11 protein-coding genes and 3 pseudogenes are annotated in these 21934 nt (G+C 66.7%); 9 read left to right on the forward strand and 5 right to left on the reverse strand.

The window, feature by feature from the left end; translation table 11 throughout:
- The first annotated feature begins 49 nt into the window (after window positions 1–49).
- From HWX36_RS12775 to HWX36_RS12785, 3 genes are read left to right on the forward strand one after another with little or no spacing between them, the layout of a single operon-like run.
- Entirely contained in the window at window positions 50–1093 is a 1044-nt protein-coding gene (locus HWX36_RS12775) for a protease modulator HflC (protein ID WP_175952440.1), read from the forward strand.
- Complete coding sequence (locus HWX36_RS12780; protein ID WP_175952441.1) at window positions 1090–2133, forward strand: protease modulator HflK; 1044 nt, start codon at window positions 1090–1092, stop codon at window positions 2131–2133. The genes HWX36_RS12775 and HWX36_RS12780 overlap by 4 nt, the downstream gene beginning before the upstream one ends.
- On the forward strand, window positions 2130–4073 hold the full coding sequence (locus HWX36_RS12785) for a cation-translocating P-type ATPase (protein WP_175952442.1): 1944 nt from the start codon (window positions 2130–2132) through the stop codon (window positions 4071–4073). Before HWX36_RS12780 ends, HWX36_RS12785 begins: the two co-directional genes overlap by 4 nt.
- Before the next feature lie 24 nt (window positions 4074–4097).
- Here HWX36_RS12785 and HWX36_RS12790 read toward each other — a convergent pair.
- From HWX36_RS12790 to HWX36_RS12800, 3 pseudogenes are all read right to left on the reverse strand, one after another.
- Window positions 4098–5053 (reverse strand): annotated as a pseudogene (locus tag HWX36_RS12790) (transporter).
- A 60-nt stretch (window positions 5054–5113) separates the two neighbouring features.
- A pseudogene (locus HWX36_RS12795) lies at window positions 5114–5419 on the reverse strand (SDR family oxidoreductase); the annotation flags it as partial.
- Window positions 5420–5471: 52 nt separating this feature from the next.
- Window positions 5472–6104, reverse strand: a pseudogene (locus tag HWX36_RS12800) (alginate lyase family protein); the annotation flags it as partial.
- A gap of 435 nt (window positions 6105–6539) precedes the next feature.
- Here HWX36_RS12800 and HWX36_RS12805 point away from each other — a divergent pair.
- A complete protein-coding gene (locus tag HWX36_RS12805; protein ID WP_175952443.1) occupies window positions 6540–8732 on the forward strand; it encodes a TonB-dependent siderophore receptor in 2193 nt (730 codons plus the stop codon).
- A 21-nt stretch (window positions 8733–8753) separates the two neighbouring features.
- On the opposite strand, the gene HWX36_RS12810 is transcribed toward HWX36_RS12805, so the two are convergent.
- A complete protein-coding gene (locus HWX36_RS12810; RefSeq protein ID WP_175952444.1) occupies window positions 8754–9560 on the reverse strand; it encodes a response regulator in 807 nt (268 codons plus the stop codon).
- A gap of 1131 nt (window positions 9561–10691) precedes the next feature.
- Between HWX36_RS12810 and HWX36_RS12815 the strand changes: the two genes are divergently transcribed.
- The 3 genes from HWX36_RS12815 (at window position 10692) to HWX36_RS12825 (ending at window position 16144) form a co-directional block, all read left to right on the forward strand.
- Entirely contained in the window at window positions 10692–14306 is a 3615-nt protein-coding gene (locus HWX36_RS12815) for a YadA-like family protein (RefSeq protein ID WP_175952445.1), read from the forward strand.
- A gap of 432 nt (window positions 14307–14738) precedes the next feature.
- Window positions 14739–15146, forward strand: coding sequence for a VOC family protein (locus tag HWX36_RS12820; protein ID WP_175952446.1), 408 nt, complete (start codon window positions 14739–14741; stop codon window positions 15144–15146).
- 248 nt (window positions 15147–15394) lie between these two features.
- Complete coding sequence (locus HWX36_RS12825) at window positions 15395–16144, forward strand: SDR family oxidoreductase (protein ID WP_175952447.1); 750 nt, start codon at window positions 15395–15397, stop codon at window positions 16142–16144.
- Window positions 16145–16177: 33 nt separating this feature from the next.
- Here the strand turns inward: HWX36_RS12825 and HWX36_RS12830 are convergent, their stop codons facing one another.
- A complete protein-coding gene (locus HWX36_RS12830) occupies window positions 16178–16708 on the reverse strand; it encodes a toxin (protein WP_175952448.1) in 531 nt (176 codons plus the stop codon).
- Between the two features lie 773 nt (window positions 16709–17481).
- Here HWX36_RS12830 and HWX36_RS12835 point away from each other — a divergent pair.
- Both HWX36_RS12835 and HWX36_RS12840 read left to right on the forward strand, forming a co-directional pair.
- A complete protein-coding gene (locus tag HWX36_RS12835; RefSeq protein ID WP_175952449.1) occupies window positions 17482–19179 on the forward strand; it encodes a M4 family metallopeptidase in 1698 nt (565 codons plus the stop codon).
- 607 nt (window positions 19180–19786) lie between these two features.
- Window positions 19787–21886: an EAL domain-containing protein gene (locus HWX36_RS12840; protein WP_244136403.1), complete on the forward strand. Its 2100-nt coding sequence runs from the start codon at window positions 19787–19789 to the stop codon at window positions 21884–21886.
- Window positions 21887–21934: the final 48 nt, after the last annotated feature.

Raw genomic sequence — 21934 nt, forward strand, 5'->3', positions numbered from 1 at the left:
GCCGTGCCGCCGCCCCGCACGCGGGCGACGCCGCACCCGGGGCGACATCGTGAGTCTGTTTCATTCGCACGCGCATGATCATGCGCACCACGGCCATGGCCACGGCCACCATCATCACGCGCATCGCGGCGCACCGCAGCCGCCCGGCGCGTTTCGCCTGCGCGTCGCGATCGCGCTGCTGTGCGTGCTCGTCGCGCTCGCGGTCGCAAGCTTCGTGCAGGTACGCGCCGGCGAGGCCTCGGTCGTCACGCGGTTCGGGCGGCCCGTGCGCGTGCTGCTCGAACCCGGGCTCGCGTGGCGGCTGCCTGCGCCGATCGATGCGGTGACGCCCGTCGACCTGCGCCTGCACACCACGTCGAGCGGCCTGCAGGACGTCGGCACCCGCGACGGGCTGCGCATCATCGTCGAGGCTTACGTCGCGTGGCGCGTGCCGGCCGATGCGCGCGACATCGGGCGTTTCATGCGTGCGGTCGGCAACGAGCCGGACGAAGCGGCGCGGCAGATCCGCTCGCTCGTCGGCTCCGCGTTGCAGACGACGTCGGCCGGGTACGATCTCGCGTCGCTCGTGAACACCGATCCGGCCCAGGTGAAGATCGGCGAATTCGAGGACGCGCTGCGCCGGCAGATCGACGCGCAGCTCTATGCGGCGTACGGCGTGCGGGTCGCCCAGGTCGGGCTCGAACGGCTCACGCTGCCGGCCGTCACGCTTGCCGCGACGGTCGACCGGATGAGCGCCGAACGCGAGACCGTGGCCGCGCAGCGTACCGCGGACGGCAATCGCGAGGCCGCGCAGATCCGCTCGGACGCCGAGCGCGACGCGCGCATCGCACTGGCCGACGCGAACGTGAAAGCGGCCGGCATCGAAGCGCAATCGCGCAAGGACGCGGCCGACATCTATGGCAAGAGCTATGCGGGCAATCCGCACCTGTACACGATGCTGCGTTCGCTCGACACGCTGAACGCGGTGGTCGGCACCAATACGAACCTGATCCTGCGCACCGACGCCGCGCCGTTCCGCGTGCTGGTGCAGGGCCCGGGCGACGCGTCGGCGCAGGCCGCACCCGCGCCCAACGCGCACAAGGCCAGGCGATGAGCGAACCGTCCGCACCGCCGCTGGGGCCGGGCGCGCAGGCCGTGCGCCTGTCGTTCTGGTTCGTCGCCGCGCTCGCGGTGCTCGCCGCGTGCGCGTGGGCCGGCTCGAACATCCGGCGGATTCCGGCGGACAGCCGCGCGGTCGTGATGCGCTTCGGCGCGCTCGTGCGCACTCAGGACGCCGGGCTCGTGCTCGCCTGGCCGCAGCCGTTCGAATCGGTCCTGCTCGTGCCGGGCGCCGCGCGCGTGCTCGAACAGCGGATCCGCTCGCTCGATCGCGATCCGCGGGCGCTCGCGCCGTCCGCGCAGGGTGTCGCGCGGCTGCCCGACGCGCTGGCCGGTTCCGGCTACGTGCTGACCGGCGACGGCGGCGCGGTCGCGTTGAGCGCGGTGCTCTATTACCGGGTCAGCGATCCGTACGCGTACGTGCTGCAGCGGGACCGTCTCGACGCGGCGCTCGAGCGGATCGTCTCCGCGTCGGCCGTCGAGGTCGCGGCGAGCCGCGATCTCGACGCGATCCTGGTCGCGCGCCCCGAGCAACTCGCCGCCGACCGGCAGATGGCCGCGCGTCGCGAACGCTTGCGCGGAGATCTCGCCGACGCGATCGCGCGGCACCTGCGCGCCCTCGACGCGGCGCACGCGGGGCTCGGCGTCGAAGTCGCGCGCGTCGACGTGCAGCCCGCGTTTCCCGGCGCGGCCGCCGATGCGTTCAACGCGGTGCTGACGTCGCTGCAGGTCGCCGAGCGGACCATCGCCGAAGCGCGCACCGCCGCCGAACAGCGGCGGCAGGATGCGCAGCAGGATGCCGACCGGATCGTCCAGGACGCGCAGGCCCACGCGGCCGAACGCGTCGCCACCGCGCAGACCGACACGCTAGAAATTCGGCAACTCGATGCGACGTTGCGCGAGAACGGCGATCCGGGGCTGCTGGCGCGGCTGTATCGCGACCGTGTGCAGCGCGTGCTGTCGAAAGCCGGGCGCGTGACGACGATCGATCCGCACGACACCTCGAACCTGATCCTGCCCGGAAACGCCCGATGAATTCGTTCGCCGAACCGGCCACCCAGCCGGACGCCGCTCCCGCCGGCAAGACGGTCTACGCGCTGTCCTCCGACGAGCGCCGCACGATCACGCGGCAGATCGCGCTGGCGCTGCTCGCGGGCGGCCTGCTCGTGCTGTCGTTCGCGTGGCGCATGCTGGCGCCCGGCGGCGAGACGCTTGCCCAACTGCTCGCCGCGCTCGCGTCGCTGATCGTCGCGGGGCCGGTGTTCGCGAGCGCGTGGCACAGCCTGCGCGCGCCGAGCCTGCACGGCGTGACCGATCGCCTGATCGCGCTCGCGATGCTGGCCGCATGGGCGATCGGCGACATGACGACGGCCGCGCTGCTGCCGATCGTGATGACGTTCGGCCATGCGCTCGAAGAGCGCAGCGTGCTCGGTTCGCAGGAAGCGATCCGCGCGCTCGGCCGGCTGACGGCCGGCCGCGTGCGCCGCATCGACGCCGACGGCAGCGTCACCGAAGTCGCATACGACGCGCTGCGTGCGGGCGACCGCATCGAAGTGGTGGCCGGCGCGCGCATTCCGGTCGACGGCATCGTGACGGCGGGCGCGTCGAGCGTCGACAACGGGCCGATCACCGGAGAATCCGTGCCGCACGACGTCGATGCGGGCAGCGTCGTTTATGGCGGCGCGCTGAATCTCGATGGCGTGCTGCGTATCGAGGTCACCCACACCGGCAAGGATTCGACGCTCGGCAAGATCATCGCGCTGATGCAGCACGCGGAGCAGGCGAAACCGCCCGTCACGCAGGTGCTCGAGCGACACATGGGCGCGTATCTCGCGCTCGTCCTGCTGATCGCGGCGATCGTCTGGTTCACGTCCGCGAATGCGTCGGCGATGCTCGCGGTCATCGTGGCCGCATGCCCGTGCGCGCTGGTGCTCGCCGCGCCGTCCACGGCCATTGCCGGGATCGCGGTCGGCGCGCGGCACGGCATCCTGTTTCGCAATGCCGCGTTCCTCGACAAGATCGCCGAGGTCGATTCGCTCGTGATCGACAAGACGGGCACGCTCACCCGCGGGGAATTGCAGGTCCGGCAGGTGTGGCTGCAGCCCGGTGTCGACGCCGCGCAGGCGCGTGCGCTGGCCGCGCGCCTTGGCGAAAGCAGCGCGCACCCGGCGAGCCGGGCGCTCGTTCGCGATGCCGCCGCGTTCGGCCTCACCGGCGCGGCCGTTGCGCCGTTCGAACGCACGCGGGAATTGCGCGGGCTCGGCGTCGTCGCCGACACGCCGGACGGCACGGCCGTGCTCGGTCGTCCGGCACTGCTGGCCGACCACGTCGGTGGCTTGCCTGCCGCCCCGGAAGGGTTCGATGGGCCGCTCGTCGGCCTCGCGCTCGGCGGGCGGCTGCTCGCATGGTTCGGGTTTGCCGACACGATGAGGCCCGGCGCGCGCGAAGCGCTTGCTGAGTTGCGGGCGCTCGGCCTGGCGCGGCAGACGCTGCTGACGGGCGACCTCGAGCGCGTCGCCAGCAAGGTCGCGGCCGAGACGGGCATCGAGACGGTGGTCGCGCAGGCGCTGCCGCACGACAAGCTCGACTACGTGATGCGCGAGATCGGCGCGGGCCTGCATCCGCTCGTCGTCGGCGACGGGCTGAACGACGTGCTGGCGATCAAGGCCGGCTCGACGAGCATCGCGATGGGCGAGCGCGGCGTCGACATCGCGATTGCGTCGGCCGATGTCGTGCTGCTGGGCGACGACCTGAAGCGGATTCCGACCTGCATCCGCCTTGGCCGCCAATGCCGGCGCACCGCGACGACCAACGCGGCGATCGGCCTCGCGTGGACGCTCGCGGTGATCGCGCTCGCCGCGACCGGCATGCTCGGCGCGGTGTGGGCGGCGATCCTGCACAACGTCGGCACGTTCATCGTGATCGCGAATGCAGGGCGGCTGCTGCGGATCGACGAGGACGTTCGCGGCATGTGAGCGGACGCACGGGTCGAACGGCCGTCACTGAAAGTGATGCACATACCGCAGCACCAACCGCGTGCCCTGCGGCCGGTTCCGCGCATAGGTCTCGAAATAGGCGTTGAACATCAGGTGATCCTGCGGCGAGAGGCTGTACATGGCCCCCGGGCCGATCGCGAACACGGCCTCCCGCGTGCCCGGCACGTCCTGTCCGTTTTCCTTCATGTCGGTGGTCTGGCGCAGCCAGTAGCCGTTGAGCCCCAGCCGCAGGCCGGGGCGCACTTCGTACTCGGTCGCGAAGTTCGCGTGGACAGCCTGGCCGGCCTGCGTCGACGTCACGTCCGGGCCGAGCGACGTGGCCGGCTGGTGGTTGGCCGCGTTCCACAAATAATGCAGCCGCCACGATACGGTCCACTTGGGCGTGAGCCACAGCGTCGCCGCCCAGTACGGATCGAACGACCAGAAATGACTGCCGGGATTGATCGCGCGCGACGGGTCGTACGCGCCGGTCGGCGCGATGAACTGGAATTCGACGCGCTGCGCGAAGCGCGGGCCTTGTGCGTCCATCACCGGGTTGAACTGGATGAACGGGCCGATCAGCAGGTCGCCGAAGCCCGCACGCGCATTCAGCGCGACGTTGCCGAGGCCGTCGTCGGTTCGCGCGGACGCGATCCACGGCAGGATCACGTCGAGTCCCGGATGCATGCCCGCGAACGTGAGCGGCGACTGATAGACGAGCTGGCTGAGCCCCGCGAACAGGTCGATGTCCTGCTTCGGCAGCCCGACCTTGTTGCCCGCATTGTCGTTGACGCGGCTGGCCGTGTAGGCCTGCAGGTACTGCGTGCCGTACCAGCCTGAGCCGGCCGGCGGCATCCCGTCGAGGAAGCTGGTCATGCCGAGGTTGACCGCCGCAGGTCGGCCGCGCCGGCAGGCGCGCTGGCGGCCATGCCGGCGATCGTGAGGCCTGCGACGACGAGCATGCGAGAGCCGAGTTTCATGTTCACCACCTCCTGGTAATTTATTTGTATAACTAATCAAATGGCGCGAAAAAGATCGGGGTGGTCGGCGCCCGTCACGAAGCTCGCCGCGTCACTGCACAGGAACGTCACGACCTGCGCGACCTCGGACGGATCGCCGACGCGGCCGAGCAGGTGGAACGGCGCGGCGACGCGATCGGTCTTTGCACGATCGCCGTGCGTCATCTCGTCCATCACGCGCGACCACGTCCAGCCCGGCGACACGGAGCTGACGCGAATGCGGTCGGGCGCGAGATCCATCGCCATGCTGCGCGTGAGCTGGCGGATCGCCGCCTTGGACGTCGGGTACAGCCAGCGGCCGGTTTGCGCGCACTGGGCCGAGATCGAGATGGCGCCGCTGCACGAGTTCCGCAGCGAACACGAGCGGGAGCAGCGCGAACGTGTGATAGTGCAGCGCGCGGTTGCCGCGTTTGACTTCGCGCGCGAGCGCCCCGTCGGGGCCGATGTCGCGGATGCCTTCGCGTACCCGCAGCAGCCCCGAGTCGACGAGGCCCGAGTTGCCGGTCACGGTGCCGATGGCGATCAGGTCGAGCCCGGCCCAGTACACGAGGTTGTTGTGCAAATGATTGATCGCCTCCGCATCGCGGGTGGCGATCGCAATGCGTTCGAGCCACGGATCGATCGTGTCGAACCGCGCGCGGTTCGCGTCGCGCACGTCGCGCGGCATGCGCAGGATCACCATCGCGAAGTCGGTGCCGGCCCACGAACGCTCGTAGTAGCCCTGATAACCGGCGATTCGGCCCATCAGGGCATCGGCCCGCGCCCAGCTTTCCAGCAGGCTCGCTGCGCACGACCAGTCGCCCTTGTCAGCCGACGCATTGAGCCGGGCAATGAAATCGCGCATCGGCTTCACGGCGCGCGCATAGCCGGCGGCGTCGTCATAGTAGCCGGGCGGATCGATCGTCGTGACGGCTGCCGGGATGTCGCAGGCGCGGGCCGGCGACACGGTGGCGAAGAGCAAGCCCACGACGAGCAACGCAGCGGACAGCGGTCGGGTCGACATGCGGCGCATAGGGTCCTCGGTGATGACGGTGATGACAAACAGGGAAGCCGCCCCTCGGCCTGACGACACCGCGACGTCGGACGCGTGCGGTCGGCAAGACGCGGCGAAGCCCGGTGATGCGCACAGGGCCGTGCAACCTGCCGTCACGCCGGCGGCGCACGCAGTCTAGCGTCCGCGTCTTTCATCCGTGTTGCCTGGCGAAAGCCGTCCGGAACGATGCCGAACCGGCTCCGCTTTCCACGCACCGAACCCCGCCGCACTTTTTTAAAGACTGCGTTATGTTCGCCCGGTATCATCGCTGCGCTCGCGACCGACGCCATGGGCCAGTGCATGCCGGCGCGCGCGCAACCAGCATCGCAAAGAAGACAACACGGGGCGGACGCCGACGGTGCGTCGCGCCGCGATCGGGCCGGATCGGCCACCAGCACGACGGAGCATGGAACGATGGTAACGGGGACGGGGGCGGCGCGACGCGCGAGGGCGATTGCCGCCGGGAGCGCGTTGTACGTGGCGGCAGCAGGCGGCGCACATGCGCAGGCATCGGGGGCGGCAGCCACGCTGCCGGCCGGCGCGGCTGCGGCCGTGCTGCCGACGATCGACGTGACGGGAAAGGCCGACCGCGCGTCGAGCGGGCTCGTCGGGCTGCGCAGCACGACCGGCACGAAGACCGGCACGCCGGTGGCCGAGATCCCGCAAACGATCAATCTCGTGACCGCGCAGCAGATCGAGATGACCGGCGCGACCGACCTGAACCAGGCGCTGCGCTACGTGCCGGGATTCGCGACGTTCGGCGCCGACAGCCGCACCGACTGGTATGCGGCGCTGCGCGGCTTCACGCCGACGCTGTATGTCGACGGCGTGGCCGCGCCGAATACGGCCATCATCGCGAACTGGCGTGTCGATCCCGACACGATCGATTCGATCGCCGTGCTGCGCGGGCCGATGTCGGTGCTGTACGGCGCAGGCGAGCCCGGCGCGATCGTCGACGTACACACGAAGCTCGCCGACGGCGCACGCGTCCGCGAAGCCGGCGTGCAGATCGGCAACGACGCGCGCAAGCAATTCATGCTCGATGTCGGCGATGCGCTCGACCCGGACGGCCGCTACGCGTACCGTTTCGTCGGGGTGGCGCGCGACGGCAATGCGGTAACCGGCCCGAACGGCGACCGGCGCGTCGCGCTGGCGCCGTCGTTTCGTTGGCGGCCGAATGCCGACACGTCGCTGACGCTCTCGGCGACGTTCCTGCAGGACAGCGGCGACATTTCGTCGAATTTCCTGCCCGCGTCGGGCACGGTGTTGCCGAACCCGAACGGCCGGCTGTCGCAGGACATCTACATGGGCGCCCCCGGGTTCAACGACTACCGGAAGAAGCAGGAGTCGCTCGGCTATGCGATGGAGCACCGCGTGAATGCCATCTGGTCGCTGCATCAGGACGTGCGCTGGTCGCACCTGTCGCTCGACGACGCGACGGTGTTCGGCAACGGCCTGGCGCCCGGCAGCACCACCAACATGATGCGGTATGCGGGGCTGTTCCAGCTCAACTACAGCCGGCTCGATGTCGACAACCACGCGCAGGCGCGCTTCGGCGCGGGGCCGTTCGAACATACGCTGCTGCTCGGCGCGCAATATGACCGGCAGACGACGACCAACAGCGTGTGGCTCGCGCTCGCGCCGTCGCTCAACCTGTATCACCCCGTATACCGGCCCGTCACGGACGCGATTTTCTCCGGCCCGACGTCGCTCGGCCACGTCGACCAGTACACGGCGATGAACGCGTTCGGTGTGTACGCGCAGGACCAGATCCGCTGGAAGCGCTGGACGCTGACGCTCGGCGGCCGCGAGGATTTCGTCGATGCGCGGTTCGACGACCGGACGGCCGGCACGCAGGCGCAGCAGGACGTCAGTGCGTTCTCCGGGCGCGTCGGGCTCACCTACCAGGGTGACGCGGGGCTGTCGCCGTACGTGAGCTATTCGACCTCGTTCGATCCCGTCATCGGCGTGAGGATGTTCGGCGGCGGCCTGCCTAAACCGACCCGCGGCAGGCAGACGGAAGCGGGGCTGCGCTGGCAGCCGCCCGGCAGGAACCTGATGCTGAGCGCGGCCGTCTACCAGATCGACCAGACCAGCGTCGTGACGCCGACACCGGTGAGTCTCGACCCGACCGGCACGACGTCCGTGCAGACCGGCAAGGTGCGCTCGCGCGGGATCGAGCTGAGCGCGCTCGGCAAGGTCACCCGCGAGCTGTCGGTCGTCGCGTCGTATGTGTATCAGGACGTCAAGAACGTGCAGGCGAACGACGCGTCGCTGAACCACTGGCCGGTGGCCGTGCCGCTGCCGCGGCAGATGGCGTCGATGTGGGCCGACTGGACCTGGCGTACGGGCGCCCTGTCGGGCCTCGGAATCGGCGGCGGCGTGCGCTACCAGAGCGCGGCGGCCGGCGCGCCCGACAACGCGTTGACCGTGCCGAGCGTGACGCTGGCCGACCTGGCCCTGCACTACGAGATGCCGCACTGGCGGTTCGCGCTGAACGTCGCGAACCTGTTCGACCGGCGCTATGTCAGCGGCTGCCAGTCGTACGCCGTCTGTGTGTTCGGCAACGAGCGGACCGTGGTGGCCACCGCGAAAACCACCTGGTAATCGCGAACGCGCGGAACGGTCCTACGCGTCGCGTTGCGGTTCCCGACGCGCGGCGCGCTCGCCGGCCTGACGCTGGCGTCGCCACTCGGTCGGCGTGAGGCCGAAACGTTCGCGGAATGCGGTCGCGAAATTCGCCGGCGTGGAAAAACCGATTTCCTTCGCAATGCTGGCAATGCTGAGCGACGTCGAGTCCAGCAGATCCTGCGCGATCCGCAGCCGCTCGTGCCGCAGATACTCGAACACCGTCTGGCCGAGATTGTCGCGAAACGCCCGTGACAGACGCTTTTCGTGGGTGCCGACCGCGCGCGCCAGTTGCTCCACCGTCGGCGGATCGTTCAGCGTCCGTGCCAGGTGGCGGATGGCCGCGCGCACGATGATGTCGTCGTCCTTGCCGGCCACGAACGGGCTTTCCGTGTCGACGGGCCGCTCGCGCTTCTCCCGCGCGAGTTGCACGCGAATCCGCGCGAGCACTTCGGCGGGCTCGAACGGCTTCACCACATAGTCGACGCAGCCGATTTCGAACCCCTCGAGGCGTTCGTGCAACGCGCCAGCCACGGTCAGGAAGATCACCGGAATCGCACACGTGAGCGGATCGGCGGCAAGCAGCCGGCAAGCGGTGAAACCGTCCATCCGCGGCATGCGGACATCCATCAGGATCAGGTCGGGCATGAGCGCCTGCGCGCGCTGGCACGCTTGCAGCCCGTCGGACGCAATGCTGATCCGGCACCCCGTGCCGCGCAGGATGTCGATCAGCAAGCGAAGCTGGTCGGGCTGATCGTCGACGATCAGGATATGGGCGTCGCCCAATGCGGAGATCGATGGATGCATCGTGCACCTGTTCTGGAATGGCTGCCGGCTGCGTTCCTGCGGGTGGCCGGCCCGGTTCGGATAGTCGTCGGAAGCCGCTCTACGGCGACGCACAAACGCATCGATTTTCGGATTCGCCCAACGACGCGACAGACATCCGGTCGGCGTAATAGTCGGCATGGCTTGTTTTGATCACGGATCCGGTAAAGGCGTGGAGCGTTGCCGTCGTCGCGCGCCGAAAAGGGCGCGGCTGCCGGTACCGATTCGAGCCGAATTGTAGGGGCATATTTAGATTCTTGCCAGACGCATTGACTCTATTCTTTTCATTCCAATTTTTGGAATCTTCATCGCGCATTGCGGTTTGCATTCGCAGTATGGCACGTGGATGCCTGTCCATTTCCGCCATTTTCATTCGTGCCACCGTACCCGGTCGCACCGCATGGCGGCTTTTCAGTAGAAACATTCTTCTGGAAATTATCGTTGATCCGCTTTGGCAAAGTATTTGTTCGCCAGGAAAAACATCTTGATTAATTCTGGCGGCGCGAAATCGTTTGCGAGATGAGCATTTTTAACGCAACACATTGAATTTATTGAATTTTACAATCTATAAAGAATGTCGCCTTCAATAATTTTTGATCGTGTCTCATAATTCGTCCGAACTTTGAAAGCAGGGTTGCACCGAGCAACACAAGGCACGGCGGGTTGTGACGGATGTTGTGCGATTCGGGTCCGAGGCATCAGTCGATGTGTATCCGGGCGCAAATCCGTTGCGCGCAAGCGCAAATCCGGTTGCCGTGGATGAAATAAAAGAAGCGGGGTTGGTCGCGGCCAACGCGATATCAAATCAGGGGTGTCCATAACGGCGGGTTGAATCTCCGGATTCATCCGATGGGCGAATTCGTCCATATAAAACGATATGCATTCCTAATGCATTAACTGAATTAACGGAACGGGCCGTAACACGAGCGGCGTGCCCGGGATTTCGAACGTCCCGTCGCGACGGGCGGACGAGGCGTGCCGCCATCGGCACGCCCGGGCCGGGCATGGGAATCGGGTTCCGCACTGAAGTCGCAATCGTAAACGCAGCTGAAGTCTTCAATAAAAGTAAGTAGTCCATATTCAAACCAAACGCTAAAAACGGAGCAGAAGACCATGAAGAGGAAGCAGATTTCGACGCTGGCCGCCGCCATGTTCACGGGTGCAGGTGTCATGATCGCCGGCGCCGCGCATGCGGACAATTTCGTCGACCGCGGCAACCCGGACAACGCGCTGAGCGGTCAGTGCATCGACGGCACGAACCCGCTTTGCGTGTCGACCAGGAGCGGGACTTACGTGGCGGTGAGCACGGCAAACGTCACGATGGGAACGAATGCCAAGGCCGGCGCCAGCGGCATCGCGATCGGCGACCAGTCGAATGCGAGCAGCAAGGGCGGCACCAGCAGCGGCGGCGCGATTGCCGTCGGCGTCGGCGCACAGGCGCTGGCGAACTCGGCCATGGCGATCGGCACGGTAGCCGTCGCGCAAGGCAACACGGCGCTCGCCATCGGCCGCCAGTCGGCCGCGGTCGGCGATTTCTCGATGGCGCTCGGCAACGTCGCGGATGCGCACGGCACGAGCTCGATCGCGCTCGGCCACTCGGCGCTCGCCAGCGGCGATCGTTCGGTTGCGATCGGCGGCGCCAACCCGACGTCGAGCGACGGCGTGTCCAGCGGCGCGGCGTACGACGCGGCAACGCAGACGCGCGCCGGCGGCACGCAATCCGTGGCGATCGGCGCGGGCGCGCAGACGAACGACAACAACCAGGTGGCGATCGGCTCGGGCAGCGTTGGCGCGAACAATGGCGGTACGCCGGTGTTCGGCGGCACGGCCGCGCCGGTTGGCGGCGCGGTGTCGTTCGGCGCGATCGGCAAGGAGCGCCAGCTCAAGAACGTCGCGGCGGGCGCGGCCGATACGGACGCCGTCAATGTCCAGCAGCTGAAGAACGTGAACGGCGCGCTCAGCACGAGCATCGCCACTGTCGATGCGCGCGTGACGTCGGTCGGCAATTCGCTGTCGACCTCGATCTCGAATGTCGACCAGCGCGTGACCAGCGTGGGCAACAGCCTCAGCACCAGCATCGTGACGGCAACGAAGAACGTCGTGAAGTACACCGACGATTCGCATGCGGCGATCGCACTCGACGGCAGCAACGGCACGACGATCAACGGCGTCGCGGCCGGCGTCGCCGACACCGATGCGGTCAACGTCGGCCAGTTGAAGGGCAGCGTCGCACCGCTTCAGACGTCGATTTCGACGGCGGCGTCGAACATCACGAACCTGCAGACCAGCGTCACCGGCATCAACACGTCGCTGAGCACGGCGACCACCAATATCAGCAACCTGCAGGCAGCCGACGCACGCAACGTGAAGTACGACGGCCAGAGCGGATTCGACTCGGTGACGTTCGCCGGCGCGAACGGCACGACGTTGCACAACGTCGCGGCCGGTGTCGCGAACACCGATGCGGTGAACGTCGGGCAACTGAACGGTGGCCTGTCGTCGCTCAGCACGAGCGTGACGAACAACATCAACACGACGCTCGGCAATCTGAGCACGTCGATCAACAACCAGATCGGCAACGCGACGAAGAATGCCGTGCAGTACGACGACGATGCGCACAGCGGCGTGACGTTCGGCGGCACGGGCGCGCAGTCGCCGGTCGCGCTGCACAACGTGGCGGACGGCATTGCCACGGGCGACGCGGTGAACGTCGGGCAGCTCGGCAAGGCCACCGACACGCTCAACCAGTCGATCACGAACGTCGGCAACAGCGTGACGACGCTTGGCACCCAGGTGACGACGAATACGGGCAACATCGCCGCGCTCCAGCAGGACGCGCTGCTGTGGAATGCGAACCTCGGTGCGTACGATGCGAGCCACGGCGGCAACGGCCCGCAACGCATCGGGAACGTCGCGGCCGGCAAGAACGGAACGGACGCGGTCAACGTCGACCAGTTGAACGCGGCGATTCAGGACGGCACGAGCCAGCTCGATGCGCTCGCCGTGAAGTACGACGACGCGAGCAAGAAGCAGGTTTCGCTCGGCGCGGGTAACGGCGGGAGCCCGGTGCGCCTGACCAACGTCGCGGAAGGCAACGTTGCGGCCGGCAGCACGGACGCGGTGAACGGCGCGCAACTGCGCCGCGCGACCGACGGCACGGCAGCCGCGCTGGGCGGCGGTGCAACGGCGAATCCGGACGGCTCGATCGGCGCGCCGGCCTATAAAGTCGGCGGCGGTTCGTTCAACAACGTCGGCGACGCGCTCACGAACCTCGACGGCCGCGTCGGCAGCAACACGACGACGCTCGAGAATCACGAAACGCGCATCGGCAACGCCGAAACGAACATCGCCGGCAACACGGCGGCGATCGCCGGACTGCAGCAGGACGCGCTCCAGTTCGACCCGAAGGCCGGCACGTACAACGCGGCGCGCGGCGGTGCACCCACGAAGCTGACGAACGTGGCCGACGGCACCATCGCCGCGGGCAGCACGGACGCGGTGAACGGCGGCCAGTTGTCGGGCGTGAAGTCGTCGCTCGAACAGCAGATCACGCAGGTGTCCAACCAGGCGGGCGAGGCCGTGAAGAACGTCGTCAAGTACGACGTCGACGCGAACGGCAACCGGCTGAATTCAGTATCGCTCATCGGCGGCGACGCGAATGCGGCCGTCGTGCTGAAGAATGTCGCCGCCGGCACCGACGATACGGACGCGGTGAACGTGAAGCAGCTGAAGGGCGTCCAGTCGAGTCTCAACCAGCTCGGCGCGCTCGCGGTGCAGTACGACGACAGCTCGAAGAGTTCGATCACGCTCGGCGGCGCCGGCGGCACGCGCATCACCAACGTGCAGGCCGGGACGCTCAGCGCCACCAGCACGGACGCGGTGAACGGCTCGCAGCTCTACGCGACCAACCAGCAGGTTGCGAAGAACACGACCGATATCACGAACCTGCAGGGGAACGTGACCAACATCGCGAACGGCAAGGCCGGCCTCGTGCAGCAGCAGGATCCGAACGGCGCGATCACGGTCGGGAAGGACAGCGGCGGCACCAGCGTGAATTTCTCCGGCACCGCGGGCGACCGCGTGCTGACCGGTGTCGCGGCGGGCGTGAAGGACAACGACGCGGTCAACATGGCCCAGTTCAACTCGGCGCTGAAGACCGCGGCGGCCAACGACCAGATCCGCGCGGCGGTGACCGATGCGAACACGACGTGGATCGCGCGTGCCGACGCGGGTTCGATCGGGTCGACGGCAACCGCAACCGGCAAGAACGCGGTGGCGGTCGGCCAGGGCTCCGTCGCCGATCGCGACAATTCGTTCTCGGTCGGCGCGAAGGGCAGCGAGCGCCAGATCACGAACGTTGCGGCCGGCACGGCGCCGACCGATGCGGTGAACGTGCAGCAGTTGAACGACAACCTGTCGGCCGCGACGAATCAGGCGAACGGCTACACCGACCAGCGCATCGGCCAGGTGTACAACTCGTTCAACGACCTGAAGAAGGACATGTACGGCGGCGTGGCATCGGCAATGGCCGTGGCCGGCCTGCCGCAACCGACGGGCGCGGGCCGCTCGATGGTCTCGGCGGCGACGTCGAACTATCACGGCCAGCAGGGTTTCGCCGCCGGGTACTCGTACGTGACGGAAAGCAACCGCTGGGTCGTCAAGGCGTCGGTGACGGGCAACACGCGTTCGGACTTCGGCGCGGTGGTGGGCGCGGGTTACCAGTTCTGACGTCGTTCTACGCTGGTGTCGGGCAGTGTTTGTGATGCCCGGCACCGGCGGGAAATCCGTGGCCCGGGGTGGATTGGTCTGCCTCGGGCCATCGGCGCTTGATGCGCCGCGAAGATCGACAGGGCTGCGCCGAGCGCGTCCGGCAGTCCACGCCGCTTGCCCTGCGCTCGAGTCTCACACGGCAAACACCGGAAAAATGGCGTCGGCAGGACGCGTCGATAGACGGTGCTCCGGCCAATCCCAACCGAATGCGAGTAGCGCGATCCGCGGCGATCGCAACCTCGCCTCAACCCTCGATTTCATGCGGGTTCGCGCGCGGTCGAAGCATGCGTCCAATGCGAGTTGTCGAATGTGAGCGTCGGCTCGTATTCTGAATTCGTCGGGCGGAACGGCATGGGGCCTCCGCCGATCCACGCATGACAGAGACCCGCAATGACCGCCATGACGCAAACCATGAAGCTCAATCACCTGAGCTTTCCCTCGGCCGACACACTGGCCACGGCCCGATTCTTCGAGCGGCACCTCGGCTTTACGATCGCGGGAAGCTGGGAAAAATCCTGGATCCTCAAGCGCCCGGGCTTCGACGTGGTGATCGATCACGTCAGCGACGACGTACCGGCATGGCCGACGAATTTCCACGTCGGGTTCGAACTGCCGAGCCTCGATGCCGTTCACACGTTGTTCGAACGCTTCAGGGATGAGGGTGTCGAGATGGTGACGGACGTCTTCAACAACGGGCGCGGCTCGCGCTTCTTCTGTCGCGCCCCGGGCGGCGTGATGTTCGAGCTGAACACGCGCGCGGATGCCGCACCGGAATATCGCGGCACGTTCGACGACTGACGCAGGCAAGCGCCGCGCTCGACCGCTGGCGCGGATCGGTGTGTCGATGACTGCGCGGGTGCGAGAGCACCCGGTGATCTCTGTCCACGACCGATCGCGGCAGTACGCGACACGGCCGATCCGCACCGTCCGCAACCCGATGCGGGGTTCGCCGTTGCGCAGGACTTCAAAAGCAAGAAACGGAGTGTCTGCCTGCGTATAGTCATCTACATTGCCGTGACCAACTTCACTCACGGGATGTAAAAACCATGATCTTGCTCGAAGGAAAAGTCGCCATCGTCACCGGCGCCTCGACCGGCATCGGCCGTGCGATCGCGCTGCTGTTCGCGGCGCACGGCGCGTCAATCGTATTGAATGCGCGAAGCGAAACCTCGCTGAATCAGGTTGCCGACGAAATCCGTCGTCAGGGCGGGCAGGCGTGCGCATGCGCCGGCGACGTCGGTCACGTCGATACGCATCGAGGGCTCGTCGCGACGGCCCTTCGCGAGTTCGGTGGCCTCGACATCGCGATCAACAACGCGGGCACGGTCGGGCCGCTCAAGCCGCTCGCCGACATCTCGCTCGACGATTGGCAGCAAACGCTGTCGACCAACCTGACGGCGGCGTTCCTGGGAGCAAGCAACCAGATTCCAGCGATGCTCGAGCGCGGAGGCGGGACGATCGTTTTCACGTCCAGCTTTGTCGGAACCAGCGTCGGGCTTCCCGGCATGGCCGCGTATGGTGCTTCCAAGGCCGGCTTGATGGGATTGGTGAAGGGCATCGCCGCGGACTATGCGGCACGCGGGATTCGCGCAAACGCACTGTTGCCGGGCGGAGTGGATACCGCGATGGGGGGAGACCGTGAGCAGAAGGAGTGGGCGGCCGGGCTCCACGCGATGAAGCGTATCGCCCGCCCCGACGAGATCGCATCGGCGGCGTTGTTCCTCGCGAGCCCGATGGCCAGCTTCGTGACCGGCTCGGCGCTGTTCGCCGACGGAGGCAATGCGGCCGTGAAGTGATGTCCCGTCGGTGCAACAGCGCATGTGCCGTGCTCAGCGGCTGGCGCGGATCAGCATGTCGATGACTGCGCGGGTACGCGAAGGCTGGGTGATTTCCGTCCATTGCAGATGCGCGTACTTCGGGTCGTCACGCAGGCCGGCGAACTTGACGCGATTCCTTGCGAACGTGGTGTAAGACCACAGCAGCACCGACTCACGGGAGAATGCCATCCGTAGCGACTCACGGTTTCCGTGCGAAAGCTCGGTACGCATGAGCCCGCGGCTCAACGTGCGCCAGAGCACCCGGGAGAATACCGTGCGCCGCCCGAAGTTCAGCCAGATCACATGGGTGGCGCTCGACCAGAGCAGGTCGCGCACGGCGCTGTAGTTCCCGTCGGCAACCCATCGGTCGCCGGCCGTCGCGGCCCGCACGGCGTTCTCGAACTGTTCCGGCGGCACGGCTGTCCAGTCGGGGCCCCAGTAAAGTCGATCCAGCTCGATGTATGGGCAGCCTGCTGCCGCTGCCAGTGCGCTGGAAAACGTGGATTTCCCCGCTCCGCTGGTTCCAACGACGACGAAGCGCATGGTTTTGACCTCGGTGGAATGTGGAAACCCGCAATTGTGCCCGATGCACGAAGCGGCCGCTCGACTGCAGTGGTGCGTCAATGAACATCGGCCATGGCCGGGCTCGCCTCGCCAACCCGTCTGCAGTAGCGGGGCGAGCCCGTCGTTCGTCGCCGCGCAGGTCATCTCGAGTCCAGTCCCTCTACGCCGGCAAACCGGGGCAAGGACAATAGCCCCTGTTTGCGCGGACATTCCGATGCGAGAAGACATCACGCGCACGCATACTATCGGCTGTACCACTCAAACCGAAGATTCGTAGCAGGCGCTTTCTCTTGCGTCGTTCGTCAGGCTTTTACTACGAATTGAAAGGCGCCTTAAAAAAACGGAATCGAATGGGCGTTGAAGAGTCGCATCGCCGAACCCGAAATGGCAACAATCAAAATCAGTATTTAACAAGGCAAAAAGTCTCCGCGACCATGCTCCGGCGTCACGTCGTCAGCTCCGCCCAACCCGCGCCACACTCGGCCTTGCCGCGCCACACCGGGCTTGCCGGGCACATCCCGCCGACGCAACGGCGTCGATGCCGCCATCGCGGCCGACGAGATCATTTCAAATTCCTCACCAAATCATGACTCGATTAACACCAGCGACAGAAACAATTAATCCATCAGAAAATATCTTGTAATTATAAAAATGACCTTCTAGCATCCCTCTGCGGTTCGTGACATGTCTTGGATCAAAGTTTGTACTTGATGCATTCCTCGAACATCACCCATCCATAACCGGGGGATTACATGAAGAAACTGTCTCGTCTGCTGTCCGTCACCGCGATTACCGTCGCGAGTCTCAGCGCCTTTGCCCAGGCCGGCGACCAGTCGGCCACGGTCGACAAGGCCCTGCAACTGATCCAGCAGAACCCGTCCGCCTTCAGTCTCGCGGTCGGCGGCACACCACGTGCGTTGAAGTTCGCAGGGCCGCAAGCGAGCGCGCCGACGGATGGCGATCAGTTCCAGGTACGCGACGTGATCGTCGATCCCGATGGCACCGAGCACGTGCGCTTCGACCGCTTCTACGCGGGCCTGCCCGTGATCGGTGGTGACGTTGTCGTTCATTCGAGCAAGGGGCAGTTGAAGCAGGCGAGCGTGACCCAGCTCGCGCCGATCAGTCTCGCCGGCACGATCGGCAAGGTCGGAGACCGCTCCGTGATCCGCAACGCACCCGACATCGGCGCCGCCCGGGTCAAGCGCATCGCTGCCGCGCATTTCAACTCGGACGTGCGCCGCGTCGATGACGCGGAACTCGTCGTGTTCGCACGCGACGTGACGCCGACGCTGGCCTATGCGGTGCGCGTGTACGGCAAGGCGACCGATGCGCATGGCGAAGCCGTGCAGTACTACGTCGATGCGCGCACGGGCGCCGTGCTCGACGCACAGGACCTGATCAAGACCGCCGCCGCGACCGGCACCGGCCGCTCGTTGTACTACGGCAACCTGACGCTCACCACCGACCAGACGGGCACGAACGCGTACCGGATGCTCGATCCGAGCCGCGGCTCCGGCTCGGTCTACGACGGCCGCGGCCTGACCTCGGACGACGTCGAACAGGCGACCGACCTGCCGATCTTCACGAGCAGCACGAACGTGTGGGGCAACAACACGACCACCGACCGGCAGACCGTCGCCGCAGACATCGATTATGGTCTCGCACTCACTTGGGACTACTACAAGACTGCGCACAACCGCAATGGCATCTTCAACGACGGCCGCGGCGTGAAGAGCTATGCTCACGTCGTATTCGATACCGGCAGCGGCACGACCGGCGCGAATGCGGCATGGCTGTCCTCGCACGTGATGGTGTACGGTGACGGCCAGCCCGGCAGCAGTCTGCCGAAACCGGTCGTTTCAGTGGACGTCGCCGGTCACGAGATGAGCCACGGCGTGACCGAGGCCACGGCCAACCTGAACTACTCCGGCGACCCGGGCGGGCTGAACGAGTCGACGTCCGACATTTTCGGCACGCTCGTGAAGTACTACGCGAACAACCCGAACGATCCCGGCAACTACGTGATCGGTGCGCGCGTGGTGAGCGGCGGCCTGCGCAAGATGTACAAGCAGGATCTCGACGGACGCTCGTTCAGCTGCTACCCGTCCGGTGGATTCTCGTGGTCGAATCCGCGCCACAATCCGCATTACACGTCGGGTGTCGGCAATCGCCTGTTCTATCTGCTGGCCGAAGGCCCGACGGTGCCGTCGACCGATACCGGCCTGACCAAGGCGCAACTGGTGTGCAACGGCGACACGACCTTCAGCGGCCTGGGCCGCGAGAAGGCCGGCAAGATCTGGTACCGGACGCTGACCGTGTACCTGAACGCCAACTCCAGCTACCCGAACGCGCGACGTGCATCGATCCAGGCGGCGAACGACCTGTACGGCGTGAATTCGGCCGAAAGCGCAACGGTCGCTCGCGCGTGGAGTGCAGTCGGGGTGAATTGACCGAGCTTGCGTGAGTGCGCTGAAGCCCGGTGATCGCGTGGCGACATTGCGTGTCGGAGGAGGTGGCGCCGATCGATGCCACGCGATACTCGGGCGCATGACGGACAGCTGTTGATCGACCGCCTGCGATGGCAGGCGGTCGATCGTTGGAACCGGCCCGATACCCATACAGATGCCGCCTGTTTCAGCGATTTGGCGTCACGCCGCGTAGACGGTCAGGCATCAAGCGGCAGGGCGCCTGTGCTGCGACGACGAATACGTCGTCCTCGCTCAAGATCCGCATCGCATTCCCCGGTAATCCTCGGCGCACCTTAAAAAAACCTGACGGTGAACCGCGGCGGAACCCCACCGCTCGACCCATCGCCCACACCGTCCGGTTGATCGGTAAACCCTAGGCCGATCCTCCGCTACCCCATCCCGCCGCGCTCCACGATTTCCCCGTAAAAAATATCTGCCGGGCAATCGTTTGCGCACAGCCGCGTGGCGTTCAGTTTATTCATCGCCAGCCGATATCTTGAAGGCGCGCCTGATCGAAGCGGCATTGCCCCCGCCGCGTCGATCGGGAACGGCATCAGCCCATGCGACGGATAGGGGAAGAAAGGTTTTGGTGACAGTTTTCGGGTGCATCGTTTATCGGCACAATCACTGGCTGGTGTTGCTTGCCGCACTGTTGTGCGGGGGCGGCTCATGGGTTGCGGCGCGCCTGTTCCAGCGCGCGGTGAGCACCTCCGGCACGCAGCGGCTCGGCTGGCACGTGCTGACGGCCATTTCGGCCGGCGTGGCGATCTGGTGCACGCACTTCATCGCGATGCTCGGCTTCGACGCGGGCGCCCCCGTGTACTTCAACATGCCGCTCACGCTCGTGTCGCTGCTCATCGCGGTCGGCGGCAGCACGATCGGTTTCTCGCTGACGACCTGTCGCGTCCTCAAGGTTGCACCGGCGCTCGGCGGCGCGATCGTCGGCGTGGCGATCGTGCTGATGCACTACACCGGCATGCTCGCGTGGCGGGTCGAAGGTATCGTGTCGTGGGACGTCGGCTACCTGGTCGCGTCGGTGTTCCTGGCCATGTCCCTCGCCGCGCTCGCGCTGCACCTCGCGATGCGGCCGTCGCCGCACGCGGTCAACCAGATGGCCGGCGTGCTGTCGCTCGCGATCCTCGCATTGCATTTCACCGGGATGTCCGCGCTGCGCATCACGCCGCTGATGCTCGACGGCACATGGACCGACGTGGGCGAGCTGCGTCCGCTGGCGCTGGCGGTCGCGGGCACGTCGCTCGTGATTGTCTGCACGGGGCTCGTGAGCTATGTGATCGACAGCGACGTGCGGGCCGAATCGCTCGAACACCTGCGCCGGCTGGCGCTGAGCGACATGCTGACCGGCCTGCCCAACCGGGCCAGCTTCAACGAGCGGCTGGACCTCGAAATCGCGCTTGCGCAAGAGCGCGGCACGAAGCTCGCGCTGATCGGCATCGACCTGAACCGCTTCAAGGAAATCAACGACCTGCGCGGCCACCACGCCGGCGACGAGGTGCTGCGCATCCTTGCGCGCCGCATGGCGAACCTGCTGCGCGAAGGCGAATTCGTCGCCCGCATCGGCGGCGACGAATTCGCGGCGCTCTGCCGGATGGACGGCGACACGCGCCTGACGAACCTGCTCGAGCGGCTCGAGCCGGCGCTCTACAAGCCGGTCAGGCTGGACGACTACGAGGTCATGCCGGGCGCGAGCTTCGGTGTCGCCATCTACCCGGACGACGCCGCCACCAAGGCCATCCTCATCAACAACGCGGACCTCGCGATGTACCGCGCCAAGGGCAGCGTGACGCAATCGATCTGCTTCTACGAGCCGGCGATGGACCTGATCGTCCGCGCGCGCCGCAGCCTCGCGGCCGACCTGCGCCGCGCGGTGGCCGACAACCAGCTGAGCGTCCACTACCAGGTGCAGACTTCGCTCGCGACCGGCGAGATTCGCGGCTACGAGGCGCTGCTGCGCTGGCAGCATGCGACGCTCGGCACGATTCCGCCCGCCGAGTTCATTCCGCTCGCCGAGGAAAACGGCGTGATCCTGGACATCGGCGCGTGGGTGCTGCGCGAGGCATGCGCACGGGCCGCCACGTGGGAGCCGCCCTATGCGGTCGCGGTGAACGTATCGGCCGTGCAGTTCATGCACGCGGACCTGACGGCGCTCGTGACGGACGTGCTCGAAGATACCTGCCTGCCGGCGTCGCGCCTGCAGCTGGAGTTGACCGAATCGACGATCTTCGCCGGCCGCGAGCGCGCGCTCGACACGCTTCGGCAGATCAAGGCGCTGGGTGTGAGCATCGCGCTCGACGATTTCGGTACCGGCTATTCGTCGCTCGATACGCTGCGCTCGTTCCCGTTCGACCGTATCAAGCTCGACCAGTCGTTCGTCGAGGATGCAGAAGCGAAACCGCAGGATCGCGCGATCATCCGCGCCGTGCTCGCGCTCGGCAAGAGCCTGGGCATTCCGATCCTGGCCGAAGGCATCGAGACGCGCGACCAGCTTGCGCTGCTGGCCGACGAAGGCTGCGACGAAGCACAGGGCTTCCTGCTCGGCAGGCCCGCACCACTCAACGAAATCGTCGGCAGCGGGCAGATCGCGCTGACCGGCGGCAACCGCGTCCGCACACCGGTTCCCGCGTTCGAATCGGCCGTCAAGGCCGAAATCGACCCGGGCCCGCGCGGGTAACCCTCGACGCCGGACACGGCAACCCGGCCTCGGGTTGCAGCCGGCAGG

The organism is Burkholderia sp. BCC0405 (assembly GCF_902833075.1).
Taxonomy (GTDB): Bacteria; Pseudomonadota; Gammaproteobacteria; order Burkholderiales; family Burkholderiaceae; genus Burkholderia.

Coding starts and splice junctions, on each gene's coding strand:
- HWX36_RS12830 (WP_175952448.1), bottom strand. CDS start 16,708: ATGCGCTTCGTCGTCGTTGGAACCAGCGGAGCGGGGAAATCCACGTTT.
- HWX36_RS12815 (WP_175952445.1), top strand. CDS start 10,692: ATGAAGAGGAAGCAGATTTCGACGCTGGCCGCCGCCATGTTCACGGGT.
- HWX36_RS12825 (WP_175952447.1), top strand. CDS start 15,395: ATGATCTTGCTCGAAGGAAAAGTCGCCATCGTCACCGGCGCCTCGACC.
- HWX36_RS12820 (WP_175952446.1), top strand. CDS start 14,739: ATGACCGCCATGACGCAAACCATGAAGCTCAATCACCTGAGCTTTCCC.
- HWX36_RS12785 (WP_175952442.1), top strand. CDS start 2,130: ATGAATTCGTTCGCCGAACCGGCCACCCAGCCGGACGCCGCTCCCGCC.
- HWX36_RS12780 (WP_175952441.1), top strand. CDS start 1,090: ATGAGCGAACCGTCCGCACCGCCGCTGGGGCCGGGCGCGCAGGCCGTG.
- HWX36_RS12835 (WP_175952449.1), top strand. CDS start 17,482: ATGAAGAAACTGTCTCGTCTGCTGTCCGTCACCGCGATTACCGTCGCG.
- HWX36_RS12810 (WP_175952444.1), bottom strand. CDS start 9,560: ATGCATCCATCGATCTCCGCATTGGGCGACGCCCATATCCTGATCGTC.
- HWX36_RS12805 (WP_175952443.1), top strand. CDS start 6,540: ATGGTAACGGGGACGGGGGCGGCGCGACGCGCGAGGGCGATTGCCGCC.